This is a genomic window from Intrasporangium oryzae NRRL B-24470, from assembly GCF_000576595.1.
GTDB classification, from domain to species: domain Bacteria; phylum Actinomycetota; class Actinomycetes; order Actinomycetales; family Dermatophilaceae; genus Intrasporangium_C; species Intrasporangium_C oryzae.
The window spans coordinates 1-14998 of sequence record NZ_AWSA01000016.1; the positions used below are offsets into that span (position 1 = coordinate 1).

The 14998-nt window shown below is 71.8% G+C and carries 13 protein-coding genes; 11 read left to right on the forward strand and 2 right to left on the reverse strand.

Going from position 1 to position 14998, the window contains the following annotated elements:
* From N865_RS08960 to N865_RS08975, 4 genes are all read left to right on the forward strand, one after another.
* On the forward strand, positions 1-3538 hold a 3538-nt coding region (locus N865_RS08960; protein WP_034804423.1), incomplete at its 5' end, for a DNA polymerase III subunit alpha.
* A 36-nt stretch (positions 3539-3574) separates the two neighbouring features.
* Complete coding sequence (locus N865_RS08965; RefSeq protein ID WP_034804425.1) at positions 3575-4339, forward strand: class I SAM-dependent methyltransferase; 765 nt, start codon at positions 3575-3577, stop codon at positions 4337-4339.
* Positions 4340-4426: 87 nt separating this feature from the next.
* On the forward strand, positions 4427-5686 hold the full coding sequence (dinB, locus tag N865_RS08970) for a DNA polymerase IV (protein WP_034804427.1): 1260 nt from the start codon (positions 4427-4429) through the stop codon (positions 5684-5686).
* 76 nt (positions 5687-5762) lie between these two features.
* Positions 5763-6161 (forward strand): DUF3040 domain-containing protein, encoded by a 399-nt coding sequence (locus tag N865_RS08975; protein WP_034804429.1) that lies wholly within the window; start codon positions 5763-5765, stop codon positions 6159-6161.
* Positions 6162-6218: 57 nt separating this feature from the next.
* On the opposite strand, the gene N865_RS08980 is transcribed toward N865_RS08975, so the two are convergent.
* A complete protein-coding gene (locus N865_RS08980) occupies positions 6219-6707 on the reverse strand; it encodes a DUF456 domain-containing protein (protein WP_051510390.1) in 489 nt (162 codons plus the stop codon).
* A 38-nt stretch (positions 6708-6745) separates the two neighbouring features.
* Positions 6746-6970, reverse strand: coding sequence for a DUF7455 domain-containing protein (locus N865_RS08985; protein WP_034804432.1), 225 nt, complete (start codon positions 6968-6970; stop codon positions 6746-6748).
* A 437-nt stretch (positions 6971-7407) separates the two neighbouring features.
* On the opposite strand from N865_RS08985, the gene N865_RS08990 reads away from it, so the two are divergent.
* The 7 genes from N865_RS08990 to N865_RS09020 all read left to right on the forward strand — a co-directional run bounded on the left by N865_RS08990 (position 7408) and on the right by N865_RS09020 (position 14991).
* Positions 7408-9543: a DNA gyrase/topoisomerase IV subunit B gene (locus N865_RS08990; protein ID WP_034804434.1), complete on the forward strand. Its 2136-nt coding sequence runs from the start codon at positions 7408-7410 to the stop codon at positions 9541-9543.
* A 296-nt stretch (positions 9544-9839) separates the two neighbouring features.
* Positions 9840-10799, forward strand: a complete 960-nt coding sequence (locus N865_RS08995) for an AAA family ATPase (protein ID WP_051510403.1) — start codon at positions 9840-9842, stop codon at positions 10797-10799.
* A gap of 21 nt (positions 10800-10820) precedes the next feature.
* On the forward strand, positions 10821-11705 hold the full coding sequence (locus N865_RS09000) for a DUF58 domain-containing protein (protein WP_034804435.1): 885 nt from the start codon (positions 10821-10823) through the stop codon (positions 11703-11705).
* Positions 11692-12174, forward strand: a complete 483-nt coding sequence (locus tag N865_RS09005) for a hypothetical protein (RefSeq protein ID WP_034804437.1) — start codon at positions 11692-11694, stop codon at positions 12172-12174. The genes N865_RS09000 and N865_RS09005 overlap by 14 nt, the downstream gene beginning before the upstream one ends.
* Positions 12165-13139: a vWA domain-containing protein gene (locus N865_RS09010; RefSeq protein WP_034804439.1), complete on the forward strand. Its 975-nt coding sequence runs from the start codon at positions 12165-12167 to the stop codon at positions 13137-13139. The genes N865_RS09005 and N865_RS09010 overlap by 10 nt, the downstream gene beginning before the upstream one ends.
* Positions 13136-14146 (forward strand): vWA domain-containing protein, encoded by a 1011-nt coding sequence (locus N865_RS09015; RefSeq protein ID WP_157557637.1) that lies wholly within the window; start codon positions 13136-13138, stop codon positions 14144-14146. The genes N865_RS09010 and N865_RS09015 overlap by 4 nt, the downstream gene beginning before the upstream one ends.
* Positions 14143-14991, forward strand: coding sequence for a tetratricopeptide repeat protein (locus tag N865_RS09020; protein WP_034804440.1), 849 nt, complete (start codon positions 14143-14145; stop codon positions 14989-14991). The genes N865_RS09015 and N865_RS09020 overlap by 4 nt, the downstream gene beginning before the upstream one ends.
* The last annotated feature ends 7 nt before the right edge of the window (positions 14992-14998 follow it).

The window sequence follows — 14998 nt, forward strand, 5'->3', positions numbered from 1 at the left end:
CGCGCCCGGCGAGGGCTGGGCGGCCCTCTGCCGGCTCGTCACGGCGACCCACCTACGCGGTGAGCGCGGTGCCCCGGTCACCTCGGCCCGGCTCCTCGCTGAGCACGCCCGGGGCGCCCACCCTGACCAGGGTCCGGCCGACGGGCCCGGCCGGCTCGTCGTCCTCCTCGGCCCCGACTCCGACGTCGGGCGCGCGGTTCTCGCCAAGCGGCACACCGAGGCCCGGGCGCTCCTCCAGCGCTGGGTCGCCCTGCTGCCACGGGGTGCCACCGTCGTCGAGGTCGTGTGCCACGGCGGTCCCGAGCACCTGCCCGGCAGCCTCGGCCAGGCCGGGCGGATGCTCGCGCTCGCCCGCGAGGTCGGGGTCCCGAGCGTCATCACCGCCGCGGTACGGCACGCCGACCCGCAGGACGCGGCCGTCGTCGACGTCCTCGACGCCGCTCGTCGCCTCGTCGCCCTCGACGAGCGGCACCTCGACCGCGTCACCACCGCCGGCCACCTCTCGCCGACCCCGATGATGCATGCGCTGGCTCGCGACGTCGTCCAGGTCTCCGGCCCCGGCCTCGCCGGGGGAGGGATGGCCGTCAAGGAGGCGGCCCATGAGCTCGTCGCCCGCACGACGGCCCTCGCCACGGAGTGCATCCAGGACCCGCGCGCCGACCTCGGGGTCGGCTCGGTCCACCTTCCCGAGCCGGGCGTCCTCGGGATCCGGGCCGGGACCAACCCCCACCACGTGCTCGCCCGGCGGTGCCGGGAGTCGATCGCGACCCGCTACCCGGCCCACACGTCGACGCAGCTGGCCGCGGTGAGCGACCGGCTCGAGGACGAGCTGGCCGTCATCGAGACCCTCGGCTACGCGACGTACTTCCTCACCGTCGCGCAGGTCTGCGACCTGATCCGTGACCTGGGCGTCCGGGTCGCCGCCCGCGGCTCGGGGGCCGGCTCGCTCGTCAACTACCTCCTCGGGATCTCCGGGGTCGACCCGATGCGCCACGGCCTGCTCATGGAGCGCTTCTGCTCGCCGCTCCGGGCGCAGCTGCCCGACATCGACATCGACGTCGAGTCGGCGAGGCGGACCGAGATCTACGAGAAGGTGCTCGACCACTTCGGCGGCGAGCGGGTCACGTGCGTGTCGATGATGGACACCTACCGCGTCCGCCACGCCATCCGCGACGCCGGCGCCGCCCTCGGGCTCCCGCCGCCCGAGATCGATGCCATGGCCAAGGCCTTTCCCCACATCGCGGCGCGCAACGTCCGCAGCGCCCTCGCCGAGCTGCCCGAGCTGAGGGCGAGCGGCCTCGACGTGCCCCGGCTCCAGCTCATGTTCGACATCGTCGAGCGGCTCGACGGCCTGCCGCGCCACATCTCGCTCCACCCGTGCGGCGTCGTGCTCTCCGACTCCGCCCTCCTCGACCGCACCCCTGTCGAGGCGAGCTGGCTCGGCTTCCCGATGAGCCAGTTCGACAAGGACGACGTCGAGACGATGGGCCTGCTCAAGCTCGACATCCTCGGCATCCGCATGCAGTCGGCGATGGCCCACGCCACCGCCGAGGTCGAGCGCGTCGACGGGGTCCGGATCGACCTCGACGACGAGACCCAGGTGCCGTTCGACGACCCGGAGACGTTCGAGCTGATCCGCTCGACCCGGACACTCGGCTGCTTCCAGATCGAGAGCCCGGGTCAGCGCGAGCTCATCGGCAAGTTTGGCCCGCAGACCTTCGAGGACCTCATCATCGACATCTCGCTCTTCCGGCCAGGCCCGGTCAAGTCCGACATGATCGTGCCGTTCCTCAATGCCCGGCAGGGGTGGAAGGACCCCTCCTACCTCCATCCGACCCTCATCCCAGCGCTCGAGGAGACCGAGGGCGTCGTCGTCTTCCATGAGCAGGTGCTCATGATCGTCGCCGAGACGACGGGCGTGACGCTCGCCCAGGCCGACGAGGTCAGACGGGCGCTCGGCACCCCCGCGGGCCAGGAGGAGGTCGAACGGTGGTGGCGCCCGGCCGCCTCGGCCCGCGGCTACGCGCCGGCCGACGTCGACCGCATCTGGGAGGTCCTCAAGGCCTTCGCCTCGTTCGGCTTCTGCAAGGCGCATGCGGCGGCGTTCGCCCTGCCGACCTACCAGTCGGCGTGGCTCAAGACGCACCACGCCGCGGCCTTCCTCGCCGGCGTGCTCACCCACGACCCGGGCATGTATCCCAAGCGGCTCATCCTCGACGACGCCCGCGCCTTCGGCATCGCGGTCCTCGGCCTCGACGTCAACGTGTCCACGGAGAGCTACCGCTACGAACGGACCGACGACGGCGGGCCGGGCATCCGGCTGTCCCTCGCCGACGTCCACGGCATCAGCGAGGCCGAGGTCGCCCAGGTCGTCGCGGGGCAGCCGTACTCCAGCCTGTCCGACTTCTGGCAGCGGGCCCACGTGTCCAGGCCGGTGGCCGAGCGGCTCGTCCTCGCGGGCGGGTTCGACTCGATCCACGACATCGACCTCGGCGGTCCGGCGCGGCTCGCCCGGCCGGGCGCGAGCCCCGCGCGTGGCAGCCTCGGACGTCGCGGCCGCGTCACCCGCCGGGACCTGCTCCTCCACGTCGCCGAGCTCGACCGCTGGTCCGCCTCGATGCGCCGATCGGGCTCGTCCCGCCGGGTGTCGGCCGCGAGCAGCCGCTCTGGCGTCGGGCGCCGGGTCACCTCCGTGTCGGCGACGGGCGACATCCGAGCGCTCGCCGCGGCCCAGTCGCAGGCTCCCGCCGGCGCGCCCTCCCGGGTGGCCTCGCAGCTGACCCTCGACCTCGGCGACGCCCCCCACCTCCGCGCGACGAGCGGACTGCCGGAGATGACCGGCCCCGAGCGGGTCCGGGCCGAGCTCGAGGTCCTCGGGCTCGATGCGAGCGGTCACGTCGTCGACTTCTACGGGCCCATGCTCGACGCGCTCGGGGTGACCCGCGCCCGTGACCTGCTCTCGGGGCGCAACGGGCGCGAGGTGTGGGTTGCGGGGGTCAAGGTGGCGACCCAGACCCCGCCGATCCGGTCGGGTCGCCGGGTCGTGTTCCTCACGCTCGACGATGCGACCGGGCCGATCGACCTGACCTTCTTCGAGGACGTCCAGGGGCCGTATGCCGCGACCGTCTTCCACTCGTGGCTGATCCTCTGCCGCGGGCTGGTCCGGCGCACCGGGCCGCGGGGGATCTCGATCCGGGCGACGGGGGCCTGGGAGCTGAGCACCCTCCAGGAAGCCTGGACCGCCGGCGGGATCGGGGCGGTCCGCGACACCCTCGAGGCCGCCGACCGTGCGGCCTGGGAGCGGGCCCTCGCGGTGACCGGTACCGATGGCGAGCCCCTCGGGGTGGGGGAGTCGGCCGAAGGTCGTCGGGTGCTCGTGCACGCCTCCGGTTTCAGGCAGTCTCCCTATGCCGATGTCCGCCCCGCGGGCGCCGACGTACGGGGCTCGCGGGGCTCGGCCGCGCTCGTGCCGACCGAGGGTCCGACGGGCCCACCCCGCAAGCTGTGGCACGCGAGCCCGGGAAGTTCGGGGCACTAGGGTGAACCTGCAGCCACACCACCCGAGGAGGACCCCGTGCCCGACGAGCAGCGCCCCCAGCGACGCGGTGCGGCCCGGCCGTCGGCCGTCGTCTCCGCCGTGGCACAGCTCGCCGACGAGTGCGCGACCCGGCTCGGCCGGCCCCTCGAGGTGCTCGACCTCGGGGGCGGCACCGGTGGCGTCGCGGTCCCCCTCGCCGAGGCCGGTCACCGGGTCGTCGTCGTCGACCCGAGTCCCGACGCTCTCGCGGCGCTTGCCCGCCGGGCCAGGGAGGCAGGGATCTCCGAGCGTGTCCGGGGAGTCCAGGGCGACGGCGACTCCCTCGACGCCGTCCTCGCCGGGCACGAGGTCGACCTCGCCTGCTGCCACGGCACGCTCGAGTTCGTCGACGACCCCGAGGCGACGCTGCGCGCCATCGCCGCTGCTCTCGCCCCGGGTGGGATGCTCTCGCTCCTCGTCTCCGGGCGCCTCGCGGTGGTCTTCGCCAAGGCTCTCGCCGGTGAGTTCGCCCAAGCGCGCTCGGCTCTCACCGACCCCAGCGGCCGGTGGGGCAGCACCGACCCGCTGCCGCGACGCTTCGACCTCGAGGAGGTCGAGTCGCTCCTCACCCGCACCGGCTTCACGACCGTGCACACACGCGGTCTCGCCATCCTCGGGCACCTCGTCCCCGACTCCCTCATCGACTCCGACTCCGACCGGGCCGCCCTCGCCGAGCTCGACGAGCTGCTCGTGGCGGGGGAGGGCCGTGAGTTCCTCCGGACGCTCGGCAGTGGCCTGCACGTCATCGCCCGTCGCGACTGACCCCGCCCGCCCGGACGAGACGATCGGCGGACGGTCGGTCGGCGGTCGGTCGGTCGTGTGCCGGGGGCTGCGAAGGGAGAGGCGCCGATGAGCCGCCGCCAGTTCACCGCTCCCGACCGGGGTGACCTCGGGCCTCCCGACGACACGGGCTGCACGGTGCTCCACGTCGACATGGATGCCTTCTACGCGTCGGCGTCCCTCATCTCGCGGCCCGACCTGAGGGGCAAGCCGGTCATCATCGGCGGGGCGAGTGGGCGGTCCGTCGTGCTGTCCGCGACCTACGAGGCCCGCGCCTTCGGGGTGGCCTCCGCGATGCCGATGGCCCGCGCCCGTCGGCTCTGCCCCCAGGCGGTCGTCATCGAGCCCGACCACCGACGGTATGCCGCCATCTCCGAGGCGATCATGGCGACCTTCGCGACGATCACCGAGAGCGTCGAACCCCTCTCGCTCGACGAGGCGTTCCTCGACGTCGCCGGGGCGCTGCGCCGGCTCGGCAGCCCGACCCGGATCGCGGAGCAGCTGCGAGACACGATCGCCGACGAGCAGGGCATCACCTGCTCGGTCGGGGTCGCCTCGACGAAGTTCGTCGCCAAGCTGGCCTCGACCCTCGCCAAGCCGGACGGGCTCATCGTCGTCCCGCGTGACGAGACCGTCTCGTTCCTGCACCAGCTCCCGGTCGGCGCGATATGGGGCGTCGGGGACAAGACGGAGGAGCACCTGCACCGGCTCGGGCTGCGGACCGTCGCCGACCTCGCACACACTCCCGTCGAGACGCTCCAGCGTGCCCTCGGCGACGTCGCCGGCCAGAGCCTGCACGACCTCGCCTGGGGTCGCGACCCGCGCGCCGTCGTCCCACAGCGGCGCGAGAAGTCGATCGGAGCCGACGAGACGTTCGCCCACGACATCGACGACCCCGCCCGCATCCACCGGGAGCTGCTCCGGCTCTCCGACCGCACCGCGGCGCGTGCCCGGTCGGCCGGGATGACCGGGCGCACCGTGTCGATCAAGGTGCGGTTCGCCGACTTCACGACGATCACGAGGTCCAAGACGCTGCGTCACCACACCGACGTGTCGCGTGAGATCTTCGCCACAGCGCGTGAGCTCTACGACCGGCTCGGGCTCCAGCGAGCGCGGGTCAGGCTCGTCGGGGTCCGCCTCGAGGGGCTCGTCCGGAGCGCCGAGGCGCCCATCCAGGGGCGTCTCGACGAGCCCGAGCACGGTTGGCGGGATGCCGATCGGGCCGTCGACCGCGCCAGCGCCCGATTCGGCGCAGGGGTGGTCCGGCCCGCCAGCCTCATGCCCGATCCGACCTCGGGTTCCCTTGGTGGTCAGCGCGACCTATCCTGAGGAAAACAGCCCCCGGTTCGGTGCTTCGGACATACGATGCGAAGTAAGCCGACGAGATCGCACAGGGAGGTGCCGAGTGGCACTCTCGGAACACGAGGAAGCCCTGCTCCAGCAGATGGAGGAGGCTCTCTACGCCGAAGATCCGCGGTTCGCCTCGCGGATCGAGAAGACCAAGTCCCGCACCGCAGGGCGCGGACGGATCGTCATCGGCGCAACAGCCGGCGTCGCCGGCTTGGCTCTGGTGGTCTTCTCGGCGATGAGTTCCCAGATCTGGCTCGGCGCCGTCGGCTTCGCAGTCATGGTCGCCGGCATCGTCTACGCGATCACCCCCTCCCGTAGCCGCCTTGCTGCGGTCAACCCCGACGGCACGACGACGCGCACTCGCGGCCGAGCCAAGGCGACCCCGCCGAAGCGCGGGACGTTCATGGAGCGCATGGAAGCCCGCTGGGAGCGCCGTCGCCGCGACCAGTGGTGAGCAGGCCACGGCGCAGCCGACGAGACCTCGGCCGGGTCACGAACCTGGGTCGTGAGATCAGGGTCGGCTGACCCAGACGCCGATCGCCCATGTCGTCAGGATGGCGAGAGCGGTCGACAGCTCGATCCCCATGTTGAGGGCCACCGCCTTGAGGGCCTGCACCGTCGCGGTGCGGGCCCGACCGTGGTCGCGGTACTTCACCCGCTCGATCACGTAGATCGCCGCGACGAAACCGATGGGCGCCCCGATCACGGGGATCACGAAGAAGCCGACGACAGCCACGGCCAGGGCAAGGCCGATGGTGAGGGTCTCCACCCCTGCGGCCCGCATGCGGCGCCCGGGGAGGAGGTACTGCGCAGCCAGCCCAGCGGCATACAACCCCGAGGACACGCCGAGCACGACCCACCCGGTCGTCGACTGGGACTCGACCGCCCACAGCAGCGTCCCCGCCCACACGAGCAGGAGCCCGGGAAGGACGGGGACGACGATGCCCACGATGCCCACGAGCATCATGAGCAGCACGACGAGGTTCGTGGCGGTGATCACCTCGGAGAGCTCAGCTCCTCGGCCTCAGGGCCGGCCGCTCACCGCCCGTCGAGCGGGGCCGACGGCGATGCCTCGCGGAGGCGGTCGGTCTCGTCGACGATGTCGGTCGTCTTGTCCATGAGGGCCGGGAGGTGCTCACGGCCGTGGTGCGCGCAGAAGAGGAGCTCTCCGCCGGAGATGAGGCGGGCGCGGATGTAGGCCTGGGCCCCACACCGGTCGCAGCGGTCAGCTGCGGTCATCTCGGGTGCCAGTGCTGTCGTCATCTTGCTCGCCTTCTTTCTGTCCCTCGGGGGATCCCCCAAGGGAGACCCTGCCATCTACCTGCGACGCCCGACGGAGGTGATTCGTGCTCCCGTCGTGCTTCGCGGACGTTCCAACAGTCAACCACGTCGAAACCTTCCCGGCATGAAGGCTCGGTCCGTGGGCGCCTGATCGTTACGTCACACAGTGCCCTCTACCCAGGGTTCGGCACACCGTCCGCAGCGGATGGTTCGGGTCGATCCGGTGCGAACCCGGCTCGCGAGGCGTCGCCCCTGTTGCAGCGGGAAGGACCGCGGGAAGGGACCGGCTGGAAGGACGCCCCGCAGGACGCCCGGTCGCGCCCAGCCGCGAGCCTCACGAGCCTGGTCGGGGGTGGTGACTAGGCTGCGTCTGTCGCCCAGCGACCGAGCACCGCCCCGAATGAGAGAGAACCACCGCCTTGGCCACCGCTCCCCGCACCACATCCTCCGGCAACGGGGACTACACCGCTCGCCACCTCCAGGTCCTCGAGGGGCTCGAGGCGGTGCGCAAGCGCCCGGGCATGTACATCGGCTCGACCGACCAGCGTGGCCTCATGCACTGCCTCTGGGAGATCATCGACAACGCCGTCGACGAGGCCCTCGCGGGGGTCTGCACCGACATCGAGGTCATCCTCGGCAGCGACGGGTCGATCGAGGTCCGAGACAACGGCCGGGGGATCCCCGTCGACATCGAGCCGCGCACGGGCCTCTCGGGTGTCGAGGTCGTCTTCACCAAGCTCCACGCGGGCGGCAAGTTCGGCGGTGGGTCGTATGCCGCGACCGGTGGCCTCCACGGGGTGGGTGCCTCGGTGGTCAACGCGCTCTCCTCCCGCCTCGACGTCGAGGTCGACCGGAGCGGCAAGACCTACGGCATGAGCTTCCGTCGCGGCGAGCCGGGCACCTTCACCGACGCCGCCGGCGCCCCGCACTCGCCCGACGCGCCCTTCACGGCATACGAGACGCGGAGCGAGCTGCCCGTCGTCGGCAAGGCCAGGCGGGGCGTCACCGGGTCCCGGATCCGCTTCTGGCCCGACCGGCAGATCTTCCTCAAGGACGCCGAGCTCGACTTCGAGGCGATCGTCGGGCGCGCGCGCCAGACCTCGTTCCTCATCCCCGGTCTTCGTCTCGTCCTGCGCGACGAGCGGCGCGTCCCGGGGAGCCCGGGTGCCGACGGCCCGGTCGAGGAGGTCTTCCAGCACGACGGCGGCATCGCCGAGTTCGTCGAGTTCCTCGCGCCCGACCCGGCCGTCACCGACGTCTGGCGGCTCGAGGGCTCCGGCACCTTCACCGAGACCGTCCCGGTCCTCGACGACAAGGGGCACATGACCCCGACCGAGGTCGAGCGCGAGTGCGGCGTCGACATCGCGCTGCGCTGGGGGCAGGGCTACGACGTGCGGATGCAGTCGTTCGTCAACATCATCACGACCCCCAAGGGCGGCACCCACGTCACCGGTTTCGAGCAGGCCCTGCTCAAGGTGTTCCGGCGCCAGCTCGAGATCAACGCGCGACGCCTCAAGGTCGGCTCCGACAAGCCCGAGAAGGACGACATCCTCGCCGGGATGACCGCGGTCGTCACGGTGCGCCTCGCCGAGCCCCAGTTCGAGGGCCAGACGAAGGAGGTGCTCGGCACCAACGCCGTCCGCGCCATCGTCGCCAAGGTCGTCGAGCAGGAGCTGACCGCCCGCCTCACCTCGCCCAAGCGGGGCGACAAGGCCCAGTCGGCCCTCCTGCTCGAGAAGGTCGTCTCGGAGATGAAGTCGCGGATCAGCGCGCGGCTGCACAAGGAGACCCAGCGGCGCAAGAACGCCCTCGAGAGCTCGACGCTGCCGACCAAGCTGCGTGACTGCCGCACGAGCGACGTCGAGCGCTCCGAGCTGTTCATCGTCGAGGGGGACTCCGCGATGGGGACCGCCAAGGAGGCCCGCAGCTCGGAGTTCCAGGCGCTGCTCCCGATCCGGGGCAAGATCCTCAACGTCCAGAAGGCCTCGGTCGCGGACATGCTCAAGAACGCCGAGTGCGCCTCGATCATCCAGGTCATCGGGGCCGGCTCGGGTCGCAGCTTCGACCTCGAGGCGGCCCGCTACGGCAAGGTCATCATCATGACCGACGCCGATGTCGACGGCGCCCACATCAGGACCCTGCTCCTCACGCTCTTCTTCCGCTACATGCGTCCGCTCGTCGAGGCAGGCCGGGTCTATGCAGCGATGCCGCCGCTGCACCGGATCGAGGTGATCAACGCCGGCTCGAAGAAGAACGAGTACATCTACACCTACAACGAGCTGGAGATGCGTCGCACGGTCGCCCGCCTCGAGAAGAGCGGCAAGAAGATCAAGCAGCCGATGCAGCGCTACAAGGGCCTCGGCGAGATGGACGCCGACCAGCTGGCCGACACGACCATGGACCCCCGGCACCGGACCCTCCGCAAGGTGACGATGCGCGACCTCGAGGCCGCCGAGCGCACCTTCGAGCTGCTCATGGGTAACGAGGTCGCGCCCCGCAAGGACTTCATCATCGAGTCGGCGGCCGAGGTCGACCGGGAGCGCATCGACGCCTGAGAGGCGGCGGCCCGCGGTCGGCGCCACCGTCCACGGGAGTCTCCGGACTCGAGCGCCCGACCGGTCCGGGTGCTTACGATGTGCCTGCCGGTGGTCGTCGCCGTCCGGCGTGCGTCGAAAGGGGGTCGAGCGTGCAGGGCAAGGTGAACACCGACGCGTCGGTCGACGATCATGACGGCAGCGCCGTCCTGCCGTCCAACGCGTCCCCAGCACCCGGCAGGCAGGTCCCGCCGACCCCACCGCCACCGGCCGTCGCAGGGCCGGCAGCGTCCGCACCGTATCTCGACGCGGAGGAGCTGTCCTGGGCACGCGAGCGCATCGGGGCCCTGTCCGCAGCACTGAGCGCCAAGGTCGTGGGCCAGGCGCGCCTGCAGGAGACCCTTCTCGTCGCCCTCCTCACGGGAGGCCACGTCCTGCTCGAGAGCGTCCCCGGCCTCGCGAAGACGACGGCCGCGGCCACCCTGGCGCAGGCCGTCGGTGGCCGGTTCCACCGTATCCAGTGCACGCCCGACCTGCTGCCGAGTGACATCGTCGGCACGCAGGTCTACAACCAGCAGTCCGGCACGTTCGAGACCCAGCTCGGTCCCGTGCACGCCAACTTCGTCCTCCTCGACGAGATCAACCGGAGCAGCGCGAAGACGCAGTCGGCCATGCTCGAGGCGATGCAGGAGCGGCAGACCTCGATCGGCAACCGCAGCTATGCCCTGCCCGACCCGTTCCTCGTCCTCGCGACCCAGAACCCCATCGAGCACGAGGGGACCTACCCGCTGCCCGAGGCGCAGATGGACCGTTTCATGCTCAAGGACGTCCTCGACTACCCGTCGCCGGCGGAGGAGGCCGAGATTCTGCGCCGTATCGATGCCGGCATCCTCGGCACCGCGGCCGACCCGGTCCTCTCGACGACGGACGTCGGGCGCCTCCAGCAGCTCGCAGCCCGGGTCTACATCGATCCGTCGATCGTCAACTACCTCGTCGGCATCGGCTACGTGACGCGTCACCCCGGCGACTACATCCCGCCTCGGCTCGCGGCATACGTCGACTTCGGGGCGAGCCCACGGGCGAGCATCGCCTTCGCGAGCGCTGCGCGGGCCAGGGCGCTCATCGACGGGCGCAACCACGTCGTGCCCGACGACGTGAAGGCGCTCGCCCACCGAGTCCTGCGCCACCGCGTGACGCTCACCTTCGAGGCGCTCGCCGACGACGTCCCCGTCGAGACGGTGGTCGATGCGATGGTCGGCGGGATCCGCACGCCCTGAGGGCGTCTCGGGGGACACGGGATGGCGACGCTGCTGACGAGGGTCAAGAGCAAGCTCTTCATAGCGTCCGGGCGTCGGTCGAGGAGCGTGCTCGAGGGTGAGTACGCCTCCGTCTTCCACGGACGCAGCCTCGACTACGACGACCTGCGTGACTACGTGCCGGGCGACGAGGTCCGCGACATCGACTGGAAGGCGACGGCTCGGCACCGCTCCCCGCTCGTCAAGCGCTACGTCGCGACGCGCAAGCAGCACGTCCTGCTCGTCGTCGATACCGGTCGCGGGATGGCGGCGGTGTCGCGCGGGGGCGAGGCGAAGAAGGAGGTCGCCATCGCTGCCGCGGGCCTCGTGGCCTACCTCGCCCAGCGGCACGGCGACCTCGTGGGCCTCGTCCAGGGGACCGCCTCGTCGACGGTGGCCCACGAGACGCGGGGCAGCGAGGCGCACCTCGAGCTGCTCCTCCGCGCGATCGACACGTCCACGACGCTCGACGGCGAGCAGAGCGACCTCACCACGCAGCTCGACTGGATCGCCCGCACCGTGCGGCGGCGCCACGTTCTCCTCGTCGTCGCCGACGACCGCGACCTCGACCCGGCGATCGATGACCTGCTCCGGCGCCTCCGCGTCCAGCACGAGATCCTCTGGGTCACCGTCGAGGACGCCGACCCGACGGCGATCGGCGGTGACCGCCTCGCCTACGACGTCGCCGACGGCTATACGGTGCCGACGTCCGTGCGCCTCGACCCCTCGGTGCGCGAGGCGTATGCCGCTGCCGTGGCCCGTCGCGTGGCGCACACCCGTGAGGTCCTGGACCGCCGCGCGATCGCCCACGCCCGCCTCGGCACGACGGACGAGGTCGTGCCGGCCGTCTTCGGCCTGCTCGAGAGGCACCGTCGTGCCCGTCGCTGAGTCGCCCCCTCCGGGCTTCTACCCCCCGGACCCCTACGCACCGATCTGGGTCTGGGTCGGCGCCGGCATCCTTGCGGTCGTGGCCCTCTGGTACGTCTGGGTCTGGCGCTCGACCCGTGAGCGGCCCGTCGTCATCCCACCGAGGGCGACCCCCGAGCGGCTGAGCCGGCTGCGCGACGACTACACGCGCCAGATCGACGCCGTCGTCCGGCGGGCGCGGGCGGGCGAGATCACGGACCGTCGGGCACACCAGCAGCTCAGCGTCCTGCTGCGTCACTTCGTCCTCGAGGTGTCAGGGGTGCAGGCGCCGGCGATGACGCTGACCGACCTCGTCGCCTCGGGTCCCCGGCTCACGCCCGTGTCGCACGTCGTGTCCGCTCTCTATCCCGGCGAGTTCGCGCCGCACGAGGCGCGCACGCTCGCCGGCGCCGCGGCGGCGGCCAAGGAGGTGGTCGCCCGGTGGAGCTGACCTATCCCCTCGTCGTCGGGGTCGGCCTTCCCCTCGCGGCCGTCATCGCGTATGCCGTGTACCGCCGCCTCGTCGCCCACGGCCGGGGCGCCCGGGCCGCGGTCGCCAACTCGTCAGGCCTGACGAGGCTCCCCGAGTACCAGCGCGCCCTTCGAGGCCACCGACTCCGGATGGCCGTCCTCGCTGGGAGCGGGACGCTGCTCATGGTGGCTGCCCTCGTCGGGGCGGCCCGGCCACTGGACGCGACCGTGCAGACCCCGCAGACCCGCAGTCGCGACATCGTGCTCTGCCTCGACATCTCCGGGTCGATGGCCTCCTTCGACGCCGAGCTCGTCGCGACCTTCCGGACGCTCGTCAAGAGCTTCGAGGGAGAGCGGATCGGGATGGTGATCTTCAACTCGTCCGCCGCGACCGTCTTCCCCCTCACCGACGACTACGAGTTCATCAACGGTGAGCTCGACACGGCCGCGCGTGCCCTCTCGGGCGACCCCGACCTCGAGTCGTTCTTCGCCGGGACGTTCAACGGCAGGGGGACCTCCCTCATCGGTGACGGCCTCGCCACGTGCGTCGCCGGTTTCGACCGGATCGACACGCGCCGGGCGCGGTCGGTCGTGTTCGCCACCGACAACCACCTCGCCGGGCGTCCGATCGTCTCCCTCGACGAGGCGGGTGAGCTGGCCAAGCTCCGGGGCGTCCGGGTCTACGGGCTCAACCCCGAGCAGGAAGGCCATGATCTCGAGGCGGCCGAGCTCCAGTCGGTCGTCGAGGGCACCGCCGGCGCCTACTACCGGATGGAGGACACGAAGGCCGTGAGGGGCATCGTCGACGCGGTCCAGGCGCAGGAGGCGACGGTCATCGATGCCGCCTCGCGCTCGCTCCACGCCGACAGCCCGGCGCTGCCCATCGCCGCCGCCGGCATCGCCCTCGCCGGTGTCATCGGGGCGAGCCGGAGGTGGTCGTCGTGACGTTCCTCCCGATGCTGCCCTGGCCCCTGCTCCTCGTCCTCGGGCTCGCCGCTCTCGCGGCGGTCTGGTGGAACCCGACGTCACGGACGACCCCGGGTGAGTCGCGGGCGAGCCACCTGCGCCTGACCGCCGCTGTCCTGCTCCTGACGGCCGCCGCCCTGCGTCCGGGCGTGCCCGGCGAGCTCGCGGACGCGACCGCTGCCAACCTCGACGTCTACTACGTCGTCGACACGACGAGCAGCATCGTGGCCGAGGACTACGGCAACAGCCGACCCCGTCTCGACGGCGTCCGGAGCGATATCGCCGCGATCGCCGAAGCGCTCCCGGGCGCTCGGTACTCCGTGGTGACCTTCGACCAGGCTGCCCGGGTCCGGCTGCCGCTCACGTCGGACACGACGGCCCTGGGCACCGCCCTCGAGACCCTCGTGCCCGAGGCCCCAGAGGTCTCGCGCGGTTCCTCCGTCACCGAGGCGAACGACCGGCTCACCACCCTGCTCGAGCAGGCCGACGCGCGCCATCCCGAGCGCGGGCGCCTCGTGTTCTACCTCGGCGACGGTGAGCAGACCGCCGAGGGCCGGCCCGCGCCGTTCACGGTGCCGAGGAAGCTCATCAACGGGGGAGCGGTCCTCGGCTACGGCACGACCCAGGGCGGTCGCATGCAGTCGGTACACGCGCGCTACGACCCCTCGCCGACCTACATCAAGGACCCGGCGACCGGAGAGGACGCCCGGTCGGTCATCAGCGAGGCGACCCTGCGCTCCATCGCCGGTCAGCTCGGCGTTCCCTACCTCCATCGCGAGGCCGGGGACTCGATCGAGCCCGTCGTTGCGCCGATCGACCTCGACGAGTTCGGTACGAGTCCAGAGATCGAGGCGCAGAAGGCGCTCTCGCGCCGGGAGCTCTACTGGCCGCTCCTGCTCGGCGTGGCCGCCCTCGCGGTCTGGGAGGTCGGCGCCGCCGGTGCCGGCCTGGCCCAGACTCGCAGCCGAAGGGAGCCGACCTCGTGACGACCCTCTCGAGCCGCGACCCGGACCCAGACCAGACGACCGACGACGGACGGCCCGGGCTCGTCACGGACCACCCTCAACAGACCCGGACACGGCGACCGTTTCCGGAGCACCTTCGTCGGCGTCGGCGTCGGTTGCTGCTCGGCTCCGCCCCGGTCGTCGCGATGCTCGTCCTGCTCGCCCTGCGGCTGCTCACGCTCAACGTCGTCCACGGGCAGACCCGTGCCGCCTATGACGCGGGGGACCGCCAGGCAACGCTTCACTCCGCTGCGCGGCAGGGCTGGCTCAACGTCGTCGAGACGTTCCGGGCGCCCTTCGCGAACGGGGACGCCCACGTGCTGGGGGGCCACTTCGACCTCGCCCGCCCGTGGTTCGAGCAAGCCTTCGAGCTCGTCCCCAAGGGCGGCATCGACGAGTGCAAGGTGCGGGTCAACCTGGGGCTGACCTACGAGGCACTCGGCGACGCGGCAAAGGCGCGCGACCGCACGTTGGAGTGGAAGCAGTTCTACGACAAGGGAATCGCCGTCACGAGGGGTCGCCCCCCGCTCTGCGACGCACCCGAGGGCAGCGACACCGGCCGGCAGCTGCAGCAGGCCGAGCAACGGATGGAACAGAAGGACGCGGGGCAGCCCGGCGACACCCAGCCGGCGGAGCCGCAACAGTCCGACCCAGAGGCGGCCCCCCGGCCCGAGCCATCACCCGACCCCGGGAGAACGCCCAGTCAGCAGGACCAGGAGCGGCTCCAGGAGCAGCAGCGCCAGAACACCATCGAACGCAACCTCGAGCAGGGTCAGGGCGATCTCCCGCCTGCCGACCCGGGCCAGACGTATCCGCGACCCTGGTGACCGACCC